General features: G+C 61.1%; 15 protein-coding genes and 1 pseudogene. 15 read left to right on the top strand and 1 reads right to left on the bottom strand.

What is annotated here, in order from left to right; translation table 11 throughout:
- Positions 1-8 precede the first annotated feature (8 nt).
- The 15 genes from ACRXB1_RS10615 to ACRXB1_RS10545 all read left to right on the top strand — a co-directional run bounded on the left by ACRXB1_RS10615 (position 9) and on the right by ACRXB1_RS10545 (position 17,705).
- On the top strand, positions 9-1,049 hold the full coding sequence (locus tag ACRXB1_RS10615; protein ID WP_449491976.1) for a RodZ domain-containing protein: 1,041 nt from the start codon (positions 9-11) through the stop codon (positions 1,047-1,049).
- 228 nt (positions 1,050-1,277) lie between these two features.
- On the top strand, positions 1,278-2,597 hold the full coding sequence (gene ispG, locus ACRXB1_RS10610) for a flavodoxin-dependent (E)-4-hydroxy-3-methylbut-2-enyl-diphosphate synthase (RefSeq protein WP_061999534.1): 1,320 nt from the start codon (positions 1,278-1,280) through the stop codon (positions 2,595-2,597).
- Positions 2,598-2,603: 6 nt separating this feature from the next.
- A complete protein-coding gene (hisS, locus tag ACRXB1_RS10605; protein ID WP_449491975.1) occupies positions 2,604-3,950 on the top strand; it encodes a histidine--tRNA ligase in 1,347 nt (448 codons plus the stop codon).
- 100 nt (positions 3,951-4,050) lie between these two features.
- Entirely contained in the window at positions 4,051-4,680 is a 630-nt protein-coding gene (locus tag ACRXB1_RS10600; protein WP_174365405.1) for a YfgM family protein, read from the top strand.
- A 162-nt stretch (positions 4,681-4,842) separates the two neighbouring features.
- Complete coding sequence (gene bamB, locus ACRXB1_RS10595; RefSeq protein ID WP_061999531.1) at positions 4,843-5,982, top strand: outer membrane protein assembly factor BamB; 1,140 nt, start codon at positions 4,843-4,845, stop codon at positions 5,980-5,982.
- Positions 5,983-6,388: 406 nt separating this feature from the next.
- A complete protein-coding gene (der, locus tag ACRXB1_RS10590) occupies positions 6,389-7,726 on the top strand; it encodes a ribosome biogenesis GTPase Der (protein ID WP_086383014.1) in 1,338 nt (445 codons plus the stop codon).
- A gap of 161 nt (positions 7,727-7,887) precedes the next feature.
- On the top strand, positions 7,888-8,124 hold the full coding sequence (gene hfq, locus ACRXB1_RS10585) for an RNA chaperone Hfq (RefSeq protein WP_031356421.1): 237 nt from the start codon (positions 7,888-7,890) through the stop codon (positions 8,122-8,124).
- Between the two features lie 29 nt (positions 8,125-8,153).
- On the top strand, positions 8,154-9,434 hold the full coding sequence (gene hflX / locus ACRXB1_RS10580) for a GTPase HflX (RefSeq protein WP_061999530.1): 1,281 nt from the start codon (positions 8,154-8,156) through the stop codon (positions 9,432-9,434).
- A 47-nt stretch (positions 9,435-9,481) separates the two neighbouring features.
- The gene (hflK, locus tag ACRXB1_RS10575) at positions 9,482-10,963 is read left to right on the top strand and encodes an FtsH protease activity modulator HflK (protein ID WP_062000870.1); all 1,482 of its coding nucleotides are present in this window, start codon (positions 9,482-9,484) and stop codon (positions 10,961-10,963) included.
- Positions 10,964-10,974: 11 nt separating this feature from the next.
- Positions 10,975-11,889, top strand: a complete 915-nt coding sequence (gene hflC, locus ACRXB1_RS10570) for a protease modulator HflC (protein ID WP_062000869.1) — start codon at positions 10,975-10,977, stop codon at positions 11,887-11,889.
- 41 nt (positions 11,890-11,930) lie between these two features.
- Complete coding sequence (locus ACRXB1_RS10565) at positions 11,931-12,122, top strand: DUF2065 domain-containing protein (RefSeq protein WP_056363906.1); 192 nt, start codon at positions 11,931-11,933, stop codon at positions 12,120-12,122.
- Between the two features lie 122 nt (positions 12,123-12,244).
- Positions 12,245-13,396 (top strand): ATP phosphoribosyltransferase regulatory subunit, encoded by a 1,152-nt coding sequence (locus ACRXB1_RS10560; RefSeq protein WP_061999529.1) that lies wholly within the window; start codon positions 12,245-12,247, stop codon positions 13,394-13,396.
- A gap of 175 nt (positions 13,397-13,571) precedes the next feature.
- Positions 13,572-14,918, top strand: a complete 1,347-nt coding sequence (locus ACRXB1_RS10555) for an adenylosuccinate synthase (RefSeq protein WP_061999528.1) — start codon at positions 13,572-13,574, stop codon at positions 14,916-14,918.
- Positions 14,919-15,008: 90 nt separating this feature from the next.
- Positions 15,009-15,569, top strand: a complete 561-nt coding sequence (locus ACRXB1_RS10550; protein WP_061999527.1) for a phosphoribosyltransferase — start codon at positions 15,009-15,011, stop codon at positions 15,567-15,569.
- Between the two features lie 243 nt (positions 15,570-15,812).
- Complete coding sequence (locus tag ACRXB1_RS10545) at positions 15,813-17,705, top strand: potassium transporter Kup (RefSeq protein ID WP_062000868.1); 1,893 nt, start codon at positions 15,813-15,815, stop codon at positions 17,703-17,705.
- An 80-nt stretch (positions 17,706-17,785) separates the two neighbouring features.
- Here ACRXB1_RS10545 and ACRXB1_RS10540 read toward each other — a convergent pair.
- A pseudogene (locus ACRXB1_RS10540) lies at positions 17,786-19,288 on the bottom strand (helix-hairpin-helix domain-containing protein); the annotation flags it as partial.
- Between the last annotated feature and the right edge of the window lie 120 nt (positions 19,289-19,408).

Here is a 19,408-nt window from a genome sequence, read left to right as displayed (position 1 = left end):
TGGGTGGAATCCAGGCCGCGCGCCTTGAATCGGTCGCAGCGGTAGGGGCGCGTCTGACGCAGCTTCGCGAGGCGAAGAACTGGTCGCTTGACGACGTCTCCGCGCGGTTGAAGGTCTCGCCGCAAAAGTTGCGCGCGCTTGAAAGCGGCGATCTCAGTCTTTTTCCCGATCGCAATTTCGCGGCCGGCATTGTGCGTAGCTACGCAAAGATCATGGGCGCCGATCCGGCGCCGTTCACTGCGGCGTTGCGCCAGGCGAACGGTCCGGTTGAACAGAATTTGTCGTTGCCGGCATCGTCGGGTGCAGGATTGCCGCGAGGCCGTGTATCGGTGCCGCTTGGCAGTTCCCCTAAGCGCCGGTCGTGGTTGTGGGGCGTGGCGGCTGTAGTCGTTGCGGTGATCGCGCTCGCAATGTGGCATACCGGCGGTGACTCCGCCGCGTGGCTTGCCCGTTTCAAAGCAAGCGCTAATGGTACGGGCCAGTCAGCCGGCGGCGATACGAGCACGAGTTCGGCCGTGGTTGGATCTGAAGAGTCGAGCGCAAATGCCGGTTCGGTTGCGCCGGCCGATACGACGGCTGCAAGCGGCGCAGCAGAGAACAACGCGACTACGCAGCAAGCTGGCGCTCAGCCAATGCCGAGCCCGCTGGGTACGAACGCGCTGCCGGCGTCGTCATCGACCATTTCGGCAGTTCAGGGCGCCGCCGCCAAAAGCGCGAGTGTTCCCGCTGCAGTTCCCTTGACAAATGCGGCGAAGGCCGGAGCGCCCACAGCCGCATCCGTTGCGGCTGCGGTCGGCACGGGTTCGAATACGCTCGAATTGAAGGTGGCGGCGGACAGCTGGTTCAGCGTCCGCCAGAAGGACGGCAAGGAAGTGTTCTCAGGATTGGTAAAGGCCGATTCAGTGCAGCGTGTGGCGGGCGACGCGCCGTTCAAGGTCACGATCGGCAATCGCGCAGGCGTCGACTCGCTGACGTTCGACGGACAACCGGTCGAGGCCGCCAAGTTCGGGCCGGCCAAGGGTAACGTCGCGCGTTTTTCGCTTCCCTGAAGCCGTTGAAGTCCGTGCCGCAGGCTCCGTGCATCGTATGCCGGAGCCTTCGTAACAAGTTGCGCCGGATCGTGGCGTCTGACCTCGATCCTCAGGCTTGACACGAAATCGTGCGAAGATTTCGTTTCGGCGTTAAAGATTGTCAAACGCCGATCCTTGTCCTTGAGTCTCATTCATTCCAGAAACGCGTCTTCCGTGCGGCATCCGGCAACGCAGAGGGTCACTTAGATGCAATCCGAAGCTCAACACCCCCTTATTGAAAGCAAGATTTGTTCGTCGGAGCCTGTTTTCGGCGGATCGTGGAAACGGCGGGCATCGCATGCCGTCGACGTGCGCTGGGGCGGCCAGCTCATCACTATCGGCGGAGATTCACCGGTGCGCGTCCAGTCGATGACCAACACCGACACCGCGGACGCTATTGGTACCGCAATCCAGATCAAGGAACTGGCGCAGGCCGGCTCTGAGCTGGTCCGGATCACGGTGAACACGCCTGAAGCAGCGGCGGCGGTCCCCGCGGTACGTGAACAACTCGACCGGATGGGCGTGACCGTGCCGCTCGTCGGCGATTTCCACTACAACGGGCATACGCTGCTGCGCGACTATCCGGCGTGTGCGGAAGCGTTGTCGAAATACCGTATCAATCCGGGCAACGTGGGCGCCGGCGCCAAACGCGACACGCAGTTTGCGCAGATGATCGAAGCGGCTGCGCGGTACGACAAGCCGGTTCGTATCGGCGTGAACTGGGGCAGTCTCGACCAGGATCTGCTCGCCCGCATGATGGACGAGAACGCCGCGCGCCCGACGCCCTGGGAAGCGCAAAGCGTGATGTACGAGGCGCTGATCCAATCGGCGATCGGCTCGGCGGAACGCGCGGTCGAACTCGGCTTGCGGCGCGACCAGATCATCCTGTCGTGCAAGGTCAGCGGCGTGCAGGACCTGATCGCGGTGTATCGCGAACTGGCAAAGCGCTGCAGCTTTGCGCTGCACCTCGGGCTCACCGAGGCAGGGATGGGATCGAAGGGCATCGTGGCATCGACGGCCGCGTTGTCGGTGCTCTTGCAGGAAGGGATCGGCGACACCATCCGGATCTCGCTGACGCCCGAACCGGGTGGCGCGCGGACCGGCGAAGTGATTGTCGGGCAGGAAATCCTGCAGACCATGGGTCTGCGCTCGTTCACGCCAATGGTCATTGCCTGCCCGGGCTGCGGACGCACCACGAGCACGTTGTTCCAGGAACTGGCGTCGCAGATTCAGACGTATCTGCGTGACTCGATGCCGGTCTGGCGCGACCAGTTCCCGGGCGTGGAGAAAATGCACGTTGCGGTGATGGGTTGCATCGTGAACGGGCCGGGCGAATCGAAGCAGGCAAATATCGGCATCAGCTTGCCCGGTTCCGGTGAGAATCCTGCGGCGCCGGTGTTCATCGATGGCGTGAAGGTCAAGACGCTGCGCGGCGAACACATCGCCCAGGACTTCCAGCAAATTGTCAGCGAGTACGTCACGCGAACCTACGGCAAGCGCGAAACCGCGCAGGCAGAAACACTCTAAATACAGATGACTGAAGTCAAGAAAAAGCTGGAAAAGCTAAGCGGCGTGAAGGGCATGAATGACATCCTTCCCGAACACGCCGCGCTTTACGAATTCTTCGAAAGTACCGTCAAGTCGATGCTGCGCGCCTACGGCTATCAGCAGATCCGCACGCCGATCCTCGAGCATACGCAACTGTTCACGCGTGGCATCGGCGAGGTGACGGACATCGTCGAAAAGGAAATGTACAGCTTCACCGACGCGCTCAACGGCGAGCAGCTCACGCTGCGCCCGGAGAACACCGCTGCGGTGGTGCGCGCGACGATCGAACACAACCTGCTGTACGACGGCCCGAAGCGGCTGTGGTACGTCGGCCCGATGTTCCGCCACGAGCGCCCGCAACGCGGACGCTACAGGCAGTTTCATCAGGTCGGCGTGGAAGCGCTGGGCTTCGCAGGTCCGGACACCGACGCTGAAATCATCATGATGTGTCAGCGGCTGTGGGACGACCTCGGGCTGACCGGCATCCGTCTCGAACTCAATTCGCTTGGCCAGCCGGAAGAGCGCGCGGCGCATCGCAAGGAATTGATTGCCTATCTCGAGCAACACGTCGAAGCACTCGATGAAGAAGCGAAACGCCGCCTCTACACGAACCCGTTGCGCGTGCTAGATACGAAAAATCCGGCGATGCAGGAAATCGCGCAGAACGCACCGAAGCTCGTTGATTTTCTCGGGCCCGAATCGCTCGCGCACTTCGAAGGCGTTCAGCGTTTGCTGAAGGCGAACAACGTGCCGTTCAAGATCAACCCGCGCCTGGTGCGCGGTCTCGATTACTACAACCTGACCGTGTTCGAATGGGTGACCGACAAGCTCGGCTCGCAAGGCACGGTTGCAGGCGGCGGACGCTACGACCCGCTGATCGAACAGCTTGGCGGCAAGGCGGCGGCTGCGTGCGGCTGGGCGATGGGCGTCGAGCGGATTCTTGAATTGCTGAAAGAAGAAAACCTCGTGCCGGCGGCGGAAGGCACTGACATTTATGTCGTGCATCAGGGTGAAGCGGCGGCGGAGCAGGCGTTTATCATTGCCGAGCGTTTGCGCGATACCGGTCTCGACGTCATCCTGCATTGCAGCCCGGACGGCACGCCGGCGAGCTTCAAGTCGCAAATGAAAAAAGCCGATGCAAGCGGCGCAGCGTTCGCAGTCATTCTTGGCGAAAACGAACTCGCGCAAGGCATGGTTGGCGTGAAACCGTTGCGGTCCTCATCGCTTGAATCAACGGGTCAAAAGAACGAGCAGGCCACCGTGCCTGTGGAAGACTTGACCGAATTTCTAATCAATGCGATGGTGGCAACCGCCGACGACAGCGCCGACTGATTGTCCGGCGGCGCCGCGTGGAAACTCCCGTGCGGCGGCCCGAAACAATGGCGCGCGGCATTGCACGCGAACACAAAAGCAGTCAAGGAATACGCTGGGCATGAGCTATCACGAAGAACAAGAGTCACTTGAAAACCTGAAGGCCTGGTGGGCGAAATGGGGCAACTCCACGACCTGGATCGTGCTCGCGGTGCTCGTGGTCGCGGCAGGCTGGAACGGCTGGAATTTCTGGCAACGCAGGCAGGCGGCCGAAGCCGCCGTACTCTACGACCAGGTCCAGCAAGCAGTCACAGCGGGTGACAAGGCGTTGGTCACACGTGTGTCGTCGGACATGGAAGACAAGTTCGGGGGCACCGCGTACGCGCAGATGACCGCGCTTGCCGCAGCCAAATCCCTGTACATGAGTGGCGACAGCGCCGGTGCCAAGACGCAGCTTCAGTGGGCTGTGGATCACGCGAAGGATGCTGAATACAAGCAGATCGCGAAACTGCGACTGTCGCTGATCCTCCTCGATGAAAAAGCCTACGACGCCGGCCTGAAAGTCCTCGCCGACGAACCCCTCGACGCGTTCAAGGGCGTGGTATCGGATCGTCGTGGTGATTTGCTGGCGGCGCAGGGCAAGCGCGACGACGCGCGCGCGGCCTATAAACTGGCGCTCACCTCGTTGCCGCAATCCGATTCGTCCGCACGCCAGCTGATTCAGTTCAAGCTCGACGCGCTGGGCGGCTGATGCCGCTCGTGCCGGAATAGGCGTGTAGCAACGTCGTCTTTGTGCGGGCGCGGTGCTCACTGGGTTAAAGTCGCGGGTTCTCAGCGGTCAGACCTGAACAGTCCTGAGTCTCGCGCCGCACACCGATCAACCGATTTCATTTTATCCATGTTGCGTCCACCGATGAATTTTCTGAAACGCTACGCTCTGCCGCTCGCCTGCGCGATGTCGGTCATGCTCACGGCCTGTGCCACCAAGGACGAGCGCCGGGTGCCGACTCCGCTTGTCGAGATCAAGCCTGTCCTGAATGTGGAGCAGGCCTGGAAGGCGAGCGTCGGCAAGGCCGGACGTTACCTGTTCTCGCCGGTTGCCATCGGCGATGCTGTTTATGCAGCAGGCGCGAACGGCACGGTCGCGAAGATCGATGCGAAGACCGGTCAGGACGTGTGGCGCATCAAGCTGAAAGACGATCTGTCGGCGGGCGTGGGCAGCGACGGCAACCTGACTGCAGTCGGCGGGCTGAAGGGCAATGTGTACGTGCTCGGACCCGACGGCAAGCAATTGTGGACGGCTACGGCGCCGGGCGAAATCATCTCGCCGCCGCTCGTGGGTAACGACCTCGTGGTTGTACGGACTATCGACGGCAAGATCGTCGCGTTCAATTCGGTGACCGGCGAGCAGAAGTGGATGTTCCAGACGCGCGCCGTACCGCTGAACCTGCGTGTGGCTGCCGGCATGACGTTCGCGGCATCGCAGGCGGTGCTGGCGGGTTTCCCGGGCGGCACGTTTGCGGCGATCAACCTGCAGACCGGCGACGCTTACTGGCAAGCGCCGGTTTCGTTCCCCAAGGGCGTGACCGAAGTCGAGCGTATCAACGACGTGACGGGCGCACCGACGCTGGTCGGATCCGTGACCTGCGCGGTGACGTTCCAGGGCCGTATCGGCTGTTTCGATGCGAATTCGGGCCGTCCGCAATGGGAAAAGAACTTCTCGAGCGACAGCGGTCTCGCGCAGGACAACGAGATCGTGGCAGCAGGCGACGACTGGTCGGTGGTGAACGCATTTAGCGGTATCGATGGAACCGTCCTCTGGAAGAACGACAAGCTGAAGAATCGCACGGTCAGCGTGCCGTTCATCCTGGGTCGCGCGGTCGTGGTCGGCGACTATCAAGGATTTGTGCACTTCCTGTCGGCAACCAATGGCGAGTTCGTTGGCCGCGCGAAGACCGACGGCAGCGCAATCACGGCTGCGCCGGTGCTGGCGGGCGACACGCTCGTGATCCAGACACATGACGGCGGCCTGTATGGTTTCCGCCCGCGTTAATGAGTTGGTTTGACCTGATGAGCGCGCCGGTTTTGCCGGCCGCTCGTGTTTTTGCGGACTTTTTTGTTTTTTGAGTCCGCGCCGTGCGAATAGAATCGATTGATCAACGCTGCACGTGACGGACCTGTCGTGCGGCAAATAAGCGCACAAGCAGTATTGACAACGGCAAACGCAACGCCAGACAACACGTAAGGCGTTCCAAGTGCGTCCCGAACGCGATGAAAGCGGCCATGAACCAGGAGCCGGAGCAGCAGAAACGCTGCATCCTGCGATCCATCCGCTCGAACCGTGCTAATTTTCGACACATCGCCGGACCGCAAACTCGCGGTTCGCCGTTTCCGGAGTGACATCCGGCGCGCGCCGGGCCGGAATGATCCGCCCTGCGTTCAACCAAGAACACCATCTGATGAAACCCGTAATTGCCCTCGTGGGGCGCCCCAATGTGGGGAAATCGACGCTCTTCAACCGCCTGACGCGCTCGCGCGATGCGCTCGTCGCCGACTTGCCCGGTCTTACGCGCGACCGCCATTACGGTGAAGGCCGTGTGGGCGACCGTCCTTATCTGGTCGTCGATACCGGCGGTTTCGAGCCTGTCGCAAAAGACGGCATCCTGCACGAGATGGCTCGCCAGACACGCCAGGCAGTGGAAGAGTCCGACATCGTCGTGTTCATCACCGACGGCCGCAACGGGCTCGCGCCGCAAGACAAGGCGATCGCCGACTACCTGCGCAAGACGGGCCGGCCGTTGTTCCTCGTGGTCAACAAGGCCGAAGGCATGAAGTACAGCGCGGTGGCCGCGGACTTCTACGAACTGGGCCTGGGCGACCCGCGCGCCATTTCAGCCGCGCACGGCGACGGTGTGACGGAGATGATCGGCGATGCGCTCGAGATCGCTTACGCCGGACAGCCGGAAGAAGATCCCGAAGAAAAGGCGGCACGTGGCGTGAAGATCGCCATCGTGGGACGCCCGAATGTCGGCAAGTCGACGCTGATCAATGCGCTGGTTGGCGAAGAGCGCGTGATTGCGTTCGACATGCCCGGCACCACGCGCGATTCCATCTATGTTGATTTCGAGCGAAGTGGCCGCAAGTACACGTTGATCGATACAGCGGGTTTGCGTCGTCGCGGCAAGGTATTCGAAGCGATCGAGAAGTTTTCGGTGGTGAAGACGCTGCAGTCCATTTCAGACGCGAACGTGGTGATCCTGCTGCTCGATGCACAACAGGACATCTCCGAGCAGGATGCGCACATCGCCGGATTCGTAGTGGAACAAGGCCGCGCGCTGGTCGTTGGCGTGAACAAGTGGGACGGACTCGATTCGCATGTGCGCGAGCGCACCAAGGCGGACCTCACGCGCAAGCTCAAGTTTTTGGACTTTGCTAAATTCCATTACGTCTCGGCGCTGGAGAAAACCGGTATTAGCCAGTTGATGAAATCCGTCGATGACGCTTACGCCGCGGCCATGGCAAAGCTGCCCACGCCGAAGCTCACGCGCGCCCTCATTGACGCAGTGGAGTTCCAGCAGCCCCGGCGCCGTGGTCCGATCCGTCCGAAGCTGCGCTATGCGCACCAGGGCGGGCAGAATCCCCCGATCATTGTCGTGCACGGCAACGCGCTCGACGCGATCACGGACACCTACAAACGTTATCTGGAAGGACGCTTCAGAGAAACTTTCGGGCTGGTTGGGACTCCATTGCGAATAGAGTTTCGTTCGAGTGCGAATCCTTACGCGGATAAGGGCTGATGCCGGCCTGAATCCCGCGTGCATCAAGCGTTTCGGCGGATTTGGACGGGCGGGGCGCGCTGGTGCGAAAATGAAAATCGGCTATAGTGTAGCGATTGACGGCGGATCTCTTTTTCTTCGTCGCAATCACGTTAACCTGCAAAAATAATACGGAGTTTGCTATGAGCAACAAAGGGCAATTGTTACAAGACCCGTTTTTGAACGCACTGCGAAAAGAGCATGTGCCGGTGTCGATCTACTTGGTCAACGGCATCAAGCTGCAAGGCAATATTGAATCGTTCGACCAGTACGTCGTGTTGCTCCGTAACACCGTGACCCAGATGGTCTACAAGCACGCCATTTCCACGGTCGTGCCAGCGCGTCCGGTGAATTTCCACCCGGATGCTGAAACGCCCTAAACCTCGCAGCGTCCGGTGTAATGGCATGAATGAACTTGCTAATTCACCGGTCGCTTCAAAATGAAAACATCAATTTGATCAACGCAGCGCTTGTGGGTGTCGACTTCGGAAAAATCGATTTCGACGCCAGTCTCGAAGAACTCAGTCTGCTCGCACAAAGTGCGGGTGCCCATCCCGCCGTCACCCTGACCGGTCGCCGTTCCAGCCCTGATGCCAAGATGTTTGTCGGCAGCGGCAAAGTCGAAGAGCTGCGCCTCGCCTGCGTTGCCAACGACGTGGAACTCGTCATCTTCAATCATGCTCTGGCACCCGCGCAGCAGCGGAACCTGGAAACGGCGCTCGAGCGCCGAGTGATCGACCGCACCAGTCTCATCCTCGATATTTTCGCGCAGCGTGCCCGCAGTCACGAAGGCAAGCTGCAGGTCGAACTCGCTCAGCTCCAGTATCTGTCCACACGATTGATTCGTGCGTGGACTCACCTCGAGCGGCAGAAGGGTGGTATCGGCCTGCGCGGACCGGGTGAAACACAGCTTGAAACCGACCGCCGGTTGATCGGCGAGCGTATCAAGGCGTTGAAGGCGCGGCTTGCGAAGCTGCAACGCCAGCATGGCACGCAGCGCCGTCAGCGGGAGCGCAACCGGACCACGTCGGTTTCTCTCGTGGGTTATACGAACGCGGGCAAGTCCACGCTGTTCAATGCGCTGACGAAGGCGCAGGCGTATGCGGCGGACCAGTTGTTCGCCACTCTCGATACAACCTCGCGCCGGGTTTATCTCGGCGAGGAAGCGGGACAGGCGGTGGTGTCCGACACGGTCGGGTTCATTCGCGACCTGCCTCACCAACTGGTTGCGGCATTCCGCGCGACGCTCGAGGAAACGGTACAGGCCGACTTGCTGCTGCATGTCGTCGATGCATCGAGCATGGTGCGGCTCGACCAGATCGAGGAAGTGAACAAGGTGCTGAGCAGTATCGGCGCCGACGGCGTTCCGCAAATTCTCGTATTCAACAAGATCGATGCAGTGCCTGAACTCGCGGCCCGCAACGATCCGGTTGAAAGGGACGAGTATGGTAATATTTTGCGCGTATTTTTGAGCGCGCGAACGGGTCAGGGACTCGACGCGCTGCGCGCTGCCATCGCCGAATTTGCAGCTTCCGAACCTAAAGATAACAACGAGTACACGGAACTTCCGGACGGCACAATCGTGCCGGAGTCCATGGATAGCACATCCGACGACGGAACCACGCTACCGGAAGACCACCGGTCAGCCGACGAAAGTGAAGACCGCAAGGTCCCCGAGCACGGGCACTGATCTGTTCCGATTTGCATTGACCCGGCTGTCTAATGGTGAATCACCGAGTGAACGACTACAACGAGCGGAGTACCCGGCAGCTTTCGCATGCCGTCTTTTCGATCAACGACCCGCGCTGGGGGCGGGGCGACGGCAATGGCGAAAATAAAGGCCAGGACCCGAAGCGTCCGCAGGAACAGAAGCGTCCATCGAAGGACAAGGATGGCGAAGGACCGCCGGATCTCGACGAAATGTGGCGCGACTTCAACAAGAAGCTTGCAGGCCTGTTCGGCAAGAAGCCGGCCGGCGGCGGTCCGCGTCCGGATAACGGCCGCACCGCGAAGATCGGACTGGGCATTGTTGTCGGCGCGCTGATCGCGATCTATCTCGGCAGCGGCGTGTTTGTCGTGCAGGACGGGAACGTGGGCGTGGTGTCGCGCTTTGGCAAGTACGAAGGCCAGGCGGATCAGGGCGTCCACTGGCGTCTGCCATATCCGTTCGAATCGCACGAGATCGTCAATACGTCGCAGATCCGTTCGGTCGATATCGGCCGCAATAACACGCTCACGCAAGCCAACGTTCGCGACGCGTCGCTGCTCACGCACGACGCGGATATCGTCGACGTGCGCTTTGCCGTGCAGTATCAGATCAAGTCGGCGACCGACTATCTGTTCCGCAATCTCGATCCGGAGCAGAACGTGACGGAATCGGCGCAGGCCGCCATCCGCGAGATCGCAGGCACGCACAGCACGGACGAACTGCTGTTCAAGGACCACGAAGCATTGCGTGCGAAGCTGGTCGACCGGATCCAGGCATCGCTTGATTCGTACAAGACCGGTTTGCAGGTGACCGGCGTGACCATTCAGAGCGTACAGGTGCCCGCGCAGGTTCAACCCGCGTTCGAGGAAGCGGCGAAGGTGCGCCAGGACAACGAACGCGCGGTGGATACAGCCAAGGCCTACGCCGATCAATTGCTTCCCCGCGCGAAGACGGACGCGGCGCGCATGATCGACGAAGCCAAGGGTTATAGCAACCGGGCCGTTTCGCAGGCGCAAGGCAATGCCGAGCGTTTCAAGCAGGTTTATGCAGAATATTCGAAGGCGCCGGCAGTGATTCGTCAACGCATGTATCTGGACACAATGCAGCAGATTTATTCGCGGGCGACGAAGGTGTTCGTCGACAGCAAGAGCTCGAATAACGTGGTTTATTTGCCGCTCGACAAGCTCGTCGATGCAAACCGTCAGCGTGCGAGCGCGGCCGCTCCGGCAAGCGGTGCATCGGACGCTTCGGCTCCTTCGGCAAGTGTAGCGAACCAGCCGGTTGGCGCAGCGCCCGCGAGCGTCGGCACGTCGATCACGCAGGATGCGCGCAGCGAAAGCGCGCAGGCAACATCGGCCGTTGCGGCGCAATCTGCCTCCGCCAGCACTGCGGCCAGCGCCGTGGCTGCATCGTCGACATCGGCATCTGGATCGGCGCAGTCGACCGGTGGCGATCCATTGCGCTCGCGCGACGCGTTCCGTTCGCGCTCGCGTGAAGACGACACGCAATGAGGAGCGCGATCATGAATCGAATCGTTGCGCTGGTAGTTGCCGTCGTGGTCGTGTTGTTTATCGGCTCTTCCATGATGTTCGTGGTCGACGAACGCCACGCCGGCGTAGTCACCGCGCACGGCGGCGGTGACCCCAAGCTCGTCACGCCCGGCCTGCATTTCAAGCTGCCGCCGCCGTTTCAGACGCTGACGCTGATCGACACGCGTACGCTCACCATCGACGAAGCGGGCACTGACCGTTTCAATACGTCGGACAAGAACGAGGTGATCGTGAATACGGTCATCAAGTATCGTGTCGCGGACCCGCTCAAGCTTTTTGTGAGCAACGAAAAGAACACGCAGACCGCGCAGGACCGTCTGGCCGCGCTCACGCGCACGGCGCTGACGTCGTCGTTCACGAAGCGTCCGCTGGCCGATGTGCTCGGCGAGCAGCAGGCTATCGGGACGGAAGCGCAGAAGGCGATCGAGCAGCCGGCAGCGGCGTTCGGCGTGGAACTCGTGGATGTGCAACTGACGCGCATCGACTTTCCGGCTGCGGTGGCGGATTCCGTCTACAAGCGCATGATCGCAGCACGCCAGCAAGCGGCGGCCGAAGAACGCGCGAAGGGCACGGCTGACGCAGACGCAATCAAGGCGAATGCGGATCGTCAGCAGGAAGCCATTCTCGCCGATGCCTACAAGGAAGCGCAGACCATCAAGGGCGAGGGCGATGGCCGTGCTGCGTCGATTGCCGCAGATGCGTACGGCGTCGATCCGCAGTTCTACCAGTTCTATCAAAGCCTTGAAGCGTATAAAAAGACGTTCAATGCCGGCGATGTGATGGTTGTCGATCCGAGCAGCGATTTCTTCCGCTTCATGCGCAGCCCGAACGGTGCTGCGCCGAGCGCCGCCGATGCCACCACCCCGGCGCCCGCGCGCAAGCGCTGAGCTCCAATCGTCGCGGTGCGAGCCGCGGCGCCATCTATTGAATGGATATGGCTGCATCGTTACTGCTCGCGATTGCGTTGATGCTGATTATCGAAGGGATGTTTCCGTTCGTCTTCCCCAATTCCTGGCGCGACACGTTCCGCCGGATCGCTCAACGGCCGCCGCACCAGATTCGGATCGGCGGCCTGATCGCGATGGCGCTCGGCGTGATTCTGCTGCTGATTGCGACCTGAATTGCGTCGAGGCTGGCCGAGTCCGTAGCCACCCGCAGATCAAAAGATTATCCTGACCGACCGGCGGTGCCACCTTTACCTCGCATCGCCGCGCTCAAAAACGTTCCGTAGGAAACGCCCCGATGTCCACCTGGTTACTTCCCGAGAATATCGCCGACGTCTTGCCGTCCGAAGCGCGCAAGATTGAAGAGTTGCGCCGCCGGCTGCTCGATCGTTTTCGTTCGTACGGCTACGAACTCGTGATGCCGCCGATGCTCGAGTACCTCGAATCGCTGCTCACCAGCGGCGGCAGCGACCTCAACCTGCGCACGTTCAAGCTCGTCGACCAATTGTCCGGGCGCACGCTCGGCCTGCGCGCTGACATCACGCCGCAGGTTTCGCGCATCGATGCGCATTTGCTGAATCGGCAAGGCGTGACGCGCCTGTGTTACGCGGGCAATGTGCTACATACGCGTCCGCGTGGCTTGCACGCGACGCGCGAGCAGATCCAGATCGGCGCGGAAATCTACGGCCACGCCGGGCTGGAAGCGGATCTGGAAATCCAGCAATTGATGCTCGATTCGCTGCGTCTGAGCGGTTTGAACAAGGTGCGTCTCGACTTGTGCCACGCGGGCGTCCTGGCGGCTTTGCTCGACCTCGAACCTGGCGCTGCCGCGCTCGGTGAGTCGCTCTACGACGCGCTCGGCGCGAAGGACGTACCGCGTCTGAACGAACTCACGTCCAGACTCGGCGATGTCGCCCGCGACGCGCTGCGGGCGTTGCCGTCACTCTACGGCGATGCATCAGTACTCGATGAAGCGCGCGCACGCTTGCCGAATTTGCCGGTCATCGGCCGGGCGCTCGACGACCTCGCGTTCCTCGCGGCGCAGGCGCACGGCGCCGAGCTGATGATCGATCTCGCCGATCTTCGCGGCTACGCGTATCACAGCGGCGTGATGTTCTCGGCCTACGTGGACGGCGTGCCGAACGCGGTTGCGCGAGGCGGCCGCTACGACGACGTTGGCCAGGCCTATGGCCGCGCACGTCCCGCAACCGGTTTCTCGCTCGATCTGCGTGAAGTCGCGCGCATTTCTCCTGTCGATGCCCGCGGCAGCGCGGTCCTCGCCCCGTGGAACCATGACGAACCGCTGCAGACGGCGGTCGCGAAACTGCGCGATGCCGGCGAAGTCGTGATCCAGGCGTTGCCCGGACACGACCATGATCTCGACGAGTTTGCGTTCGACCGCGTGCTGGTCGAGCGCAACGGGACATGGGTCGTCGAGGCCCGTTCCTAGCGGCTTCGGGGCTTGCTGCAAGCGTTTTTGATGCGCGAGCGGCATATAACCCCAGACAAAACTTCAGCCTCATCCGATCGACTTTCGGTCGATATCCGTTCGCAAATACCGGGAAAAACTCGGAACCTTCGGCGAACATAGGTAAAATGCTTTTTTAACCAGCTATCAAATTGACATGTCTGCCAGCGCAGTGAATGTGAACCCGGGGCGCAACGTCGTCGTGGTCGGCACCCAGTGGGGTGATGAAGGCAAGGGCAAGATCGTCGACTGGTTGACGGACCACGCCCAAGGCGTCGTGCGCTTCCAGGGCGGTCATAACGCCGGCCATACGCTCATTATCGGCGGCAAGAAGACCATTCTTCGCCTGATTCCGTCGGGCATCATGCGCGCCGGCACGGCTTGCTACATCGGCAACGGCGTGGTTTTGTCGCCCGAAGCGCTCTTCAAGGAAATCGGCGAACTGGAAACGGCGGGTATCGACGTCCAGAAGCGCCTGTTCATTTCCGAAGCCGCCAACCTGATCCTGCCGTATCACATTGCCATCGACCAGGCGCGCGAAGCACGTCGTGGCGCGGCGAAGATCGGCACGACGGGACGCGGTATCGGACCGGCGTACGAGGACAAGGTCGGCCGCCGTGGCCTGCGCGTGCAGGACCTGTACGACCGCGACGTATTCGCTGAACGTCTGCGCGAAACGCTGGACTTCCACAACTTCGTGCTGACGGGTTATCTCGGCGCGCCGGCGGTGGATTTTCAGCAAACGCTCGACACCATGTTCGGTTACGCCGAGCGCCTCGCGCCCATGGTGACGGACGTCTCGCGTCGCCTTTACGACGAGAACCACGCCGGCCGCAACCTCTTGTTCGAAGGTGCGCAAGGCACGCTGCTCGACATCGACCACGGCACGTACCCGTATGTCACGTCGAGCAACTGCGTGGCGGGCGCGGCAACCTCGGGCGCGGGCGTGGGTCCGCAGAAACTGAACTACATCCTCGGCATCACGAAAGCATATTGCACGCGCGTGGGTGCGGGTCCGTTCCCAAGCGAGTTGTATGATGCGGACAACGTGAATCGTCAGGAACAGATTGGCCTGACGCTTGCCACCGTCGGCAAGGAATTCGGCTCGGTGACCGGCCGTCCGCGCCGCACCGGCTGGCTCGACGCCGCTGCGCTGCGCCGCTCCATTCAGATCAACGGGATCTCGGGCCTGTGCATGACCAAGCTCGATGTGCTGGACGGCCTGGAAGAAGTGAAGCTCTGCGTGGGCTACAAGCTCGACGGCAAGGACGTCGACATCCTGCCGCGCGGCGCCTCGGAAGTGGCGCGTTGCGAGCCGATCTACGAAACGTTCGGCGGCTGGAAGGAAAGCACCATCGGCATCACGCAATGGGACCGCTTGCCGGAAACCGCGCGCAAGTATCTGTCGCGTGTGCAGGAAGTGGCGGGCGTGCCTATAGACATGGTGTCGACGGGTCCGGATCGCGACGAAACCATCCTGCTGCGTCACCCGTTCAAGGTTTAAGACCTCGGGCGTCTGGCAAAGACCAAGTGGCCGCGAATGTGCGGCCACTTTGCATTTTCAACCGTTGCACGTATTTAAAAGAGTTTGACCATGATCGCGATGAAAGACCCGCGCAACGACGACCGGAACCTGTGGGTGGGCTGGGACGAATATCACCGGCTGATCGAACTGCTGGCGCTGTCCGTGCACGACTCAGGCTGGAAGTTCGACAATATCCTGTGTCTCGCGCGCGGCGGCCTGCGCGTAGGCGACCAGCTTTCGCGCATCTATGATCTGCCGCTCGCGATCCTCGCGACGAGTTCGTATCGCGAGGCGGCGGGAACGGAGCAGGGGGCGCTCGACATCGGTCAATACATCACGATGACGCGCGGGGAACTCTCCGGCAACGTGCTGCTCGTCGACGATCTGGTCGATTCAGGCGTCACGCTTTCGCGCGTTCAGCAGCATCTGAAGGAGCGTTATCCGGCGGTAACCGCCGTGCGCTCTGCCGTCCTTTGGTATAAAGGCTGCTCGACCGTGAAGCCCGATTATTTCGTTCAGTTCCTCGAAACGAACCCGTGGATTCATCAGCCGTTCGAGGAATGGGATACGGTCCGGCCGCACAACCTCGGTGCGTGGATCAAGCGCGGTCTGCACGACGAACGTAGCTGATCGTTTGTTCCATTTCGGCACGGCGGCTGTTACGCCGTTCCACCCAAGATGCCGTTCGAATGCCTGTTAGGATGTTCGAACGGCATTTTCATGTTCATCGCCCATGCAGCTTAGTGACTTCGCCGCAATGTCAAATCGCCTAAATGCGCCCGTCGTCGCGGTATCACAACACGGCGGTGAGGCGACAGGCGCGGCGTTAGAATGGCGTTCGTTTTTTCCGATCAGGACGGCTCCGCCGCGTTTATGACAACAGTGACCCACGCGCATGAGCGCAAACAACCACTTCCTGCTCTGGCGCTTGCCGCTATCGGAGTCGTGTTTGGTGACATTGGTACGAGCCCGCTGTACGCGCTGAAAGAAGCGTTCAGCAAAACGCATGGCATCGAACTCAATGAAGCTTCCGTCCTCGGGGTCATTTCGCTGCTGTTCTGGGCGATCGTGATCGTGGTGGGCATCAAATACGTGCTGTTCGTCATGCGCGCCGACAACAACGGCGAAGGTGGCGTGCTCGCGCTCATGACGCTCGCGCTGCGCACGTTGAAGGAATCGGGACGCGCCACCGGCGTGCTGATGATGCTCGGCATCTTCGGCGCCTGCATGTTTTATGGCGACGCCGTGATTACGCCGGCCATGTCGGTGATATCGGCGGTGGAAGGGCTTGAAATTGCCTCGCCGCGGCTCGCGAACTACGTGATTCCGATCACCATCGTCATCTTGATCGCGCTGTTCTGGATTCAGCGGCGCGGCACGTCGGTGGTCGGCAAGCTGTTCGGGCCGATCATGCTGGTGTGGTTCGTGACGCTTGCTGTGATGGGCGTGTTTCACATCGTTCAGGCACCGCGTGTGTTGGTCGCATTGAATCCGTACTACGCGTTTTCGTTCATGCAGGCGCATGTGTTGCAAGCGTATATCGTGCTGGGCTCGGTCGTGCTGGTGCTGACCGGCGCTGAAGCGCTTTATGCCGACATGGGACACTTTGGCGCCAAGCCCATTCGATACGGCTGGTACGGCCTCGTCATGCCCTCGCTGCTGCTGAATTACTTTGGCCAGGGCGCGCTGCTGATGCATTCGCCCGAAGCGCGCGAAAGTCCGTTCTTCCTGATGGCGCCCGACTGGGCGTTGCTGCCGCTCGTGATCCTGTCGACCATTGCGACCGTGATTGCATCGCAAGCGGTGATCTCCGGCGCCTATTCGCTGACGAGCCAGGCCATCCAGCTCGGCTACGTGCCGCGCATGAAGATCCTGCATACGTCGGATCTGGCTATTGGGCAGATCTATATTCCGGTCGTGAACTGGATGCTGCTGTTCATCATCCTGTGCATCGTGATCGGCTTCAAGAGCTCCGAGAATCTCGCGGCTGCATACGGGCTTGCCGTCACCGCGACCATGCTGGTCACGACCATTCTCGCGTCGGTGGTGATGACCAAGCTGTGGGGATGGAACAAGTTCCTGGTGGGCGCGATCATCAGCGTGTTCTTTATCATCGATGTCGGGTTTTTCGGCGCCAGCCTGCTCAAGATCGAGCAGGGCGGCTGGCTGCCGTTGGGTATCGGCGGGGTGTTGTTTTTCCTGCTGATGACGTGGTTCAAGGGCCGCATGATCGTCAAGGACCGGACCGCCGCCGATGGTATTCCGCTGATGCCGTTCCTGCAGGGTCTGCTTGCGCACCCGCCGCATCGGGTGTCGGGTACGGCGATCTACCTGACCGGCAGCGATTCGCTCGTGCCGGTGAGCTTGCTGCATAACCTGAAGCACAACAAGGTTCTCCACGAGCGCACGATCTTCCTGAATTTCGCCACGCGCGATGTCCCTTACGTGGACGATGCTACCCGCGTGGAAGTGAAAGACGCGGGCGGGGGGTTGTTCCTCGTGAAGGCGCAGTACGGCTTCAATGAAACGCCGGATGTGAAGGCTGTGCTGATGGAAATCGGGCGCACACACGACATGACATTCGAGCTTATGGACACCTCGTTCTTCATGGCGCGCGAGACGGTGGTGCCGACGCAATTGCCGGGCATGTCGGTATGGCGCGAGCGTGTGTTCGCGTGGATGCATCAGAATGCCGCGAAGCCAACGGACTTCTTCAGCATTCCGGCTAATCGTGTGGTCGAACTCGGGACGAAGATCGAGATTTGATCGTCATGTTTGACTGAGGAAGACAAACGGCCCATCGAAAGATGGGCCGTTCTTGTTTCTGCTTCGTCGATTGCGAGGACCTATTTCTTCAGCTTTGCGAACGCCGCTGCCATTGCGCTGCTGGCTGCTTCCGGCTCGCGCCGGCTGCCGCTGTTGCCGCGGACATCGCGGGCGCTGCCACCTCCGGCACTACCGCCGCGGCGATCCTGCCCGCCGCGTTGCTGTTGCTGCGCCGTACCGCCCTCAGGCGCGAAGTCATCGTCAAGACGCATGGTCAGTGCGATCCGCTGGCGCTTCACATCCGTTTCGAGCACTTTCACCTTCACCACCTGACCGGCTTTCACCACCTCGTGCGGGTCCTTGATGAACTTCGTCGACATCGCCGACACATGCACGAGTCCATCCTGATGCACGCCGATATCGATAAACGCGCCAAACGCCGCCACGTTCGTGACCACGCCTTCCAGGATCATGCCCGGCGTCAGGTCGGAGAGCTTTTCGACGCCTTCGCGGAACGTGGCCGTCTTGAACTCGGGGCGCGGATCACGGCCGGGTTTTTCGAGCTCGGCCAGAATGTCACGCACGGTGGGAAGACCAAACCGGTCATCGACGAAATCCGCCGGCGACAAGCCTGACAACGCTTCGCGTTTGCCCATCACATCGGCGGCGTGTTTCTTTATTTTCGCCAGGATCCGTTCGACGACCGGATACGCTTCCGGATGTACCGACGACCGGTCGAGCGGATTGGCGCCGTTGTTGATGCGCAGGAATCCCGCAGCTTGTTCGAAGGTTTTATCGCCGAGACGGGGGACTTTTTTCAACTGATCGCGTGAAGCGAAGGGGCCGTTGGCATCGCGGAAATCGACGATATTGCGCGCCAATGTCGCGTTCAGACCGGACACGCGTGCAAGCAGCGCCACCGATGCCGTGTTCGCGTCCACGCCGACGGCGTTCACGCAATCTTCGACGACGGCGTCGAGCGAGCGGGCGAGGTCGCGCTGATTCACGTCGTGCTGATACTGGCCAACGCCAATCGCCTTCGGGTCGATCTTGACGAGTTCTGCGAGCGGATCCTGCAAGCGCCGTGCGATGGAAACAGCGCCGCGCAAGGTCACATCCAGATCAGGAAATTCTTTCGATGCCAGTTCGGATGCCGAATAAATCGATGCCCCTGCTTCCGACACCACGATCTTCTGCAGCTTCAATTCCGGGTGTTTCGCGATCAGCTCGCTTGCGAGCTTGTCCGTCTCGCGCGAAGCGGTGCCATTGCCGATACTGATCAGCTCGGCTTGCGTCTGCGCCGCGATGCGCGCGAGCTTCGCGAGCGAGCCATCCCAGTCGCGACGCGGCTCGTGAGGATAGATGACATCGGTCGCGAGCAGCTTGCCGGTGCGATCGACCACGGCGACTTTCACGCCGGTACGCATGCCCGGATCCAGTCCGATAACCGCCTTCGGACCCGCCGGCGCTGCCAGCAAAAGATCCTTCAGATTGCGCGCAAACACGCGAATCGCCTCGCCTTCGGCCTCCTCGCGCAGATTCGTCAGCAAGTCGTTTTCGATATTCGGCTGCACCTTTTCACGCCGGTACGCATGCCCGGATCCAGTCCGATAACCGCCTTCGGACCCGCCGGCGCTGCCAGCAAAAGATCCTTCAGATTGCGCGCAAACACGCGAATCGCCTCGCCTTCGGCCTCCTCGCGC

The sequence above is a fragment of the Caballeronia sp. M23-90 genome (assembly GCF_053574605.1).
Note: the sequence above shows the minus strand (reverse complement) of the source record. Positions and strands in the feature narration are given on the sequence as shown.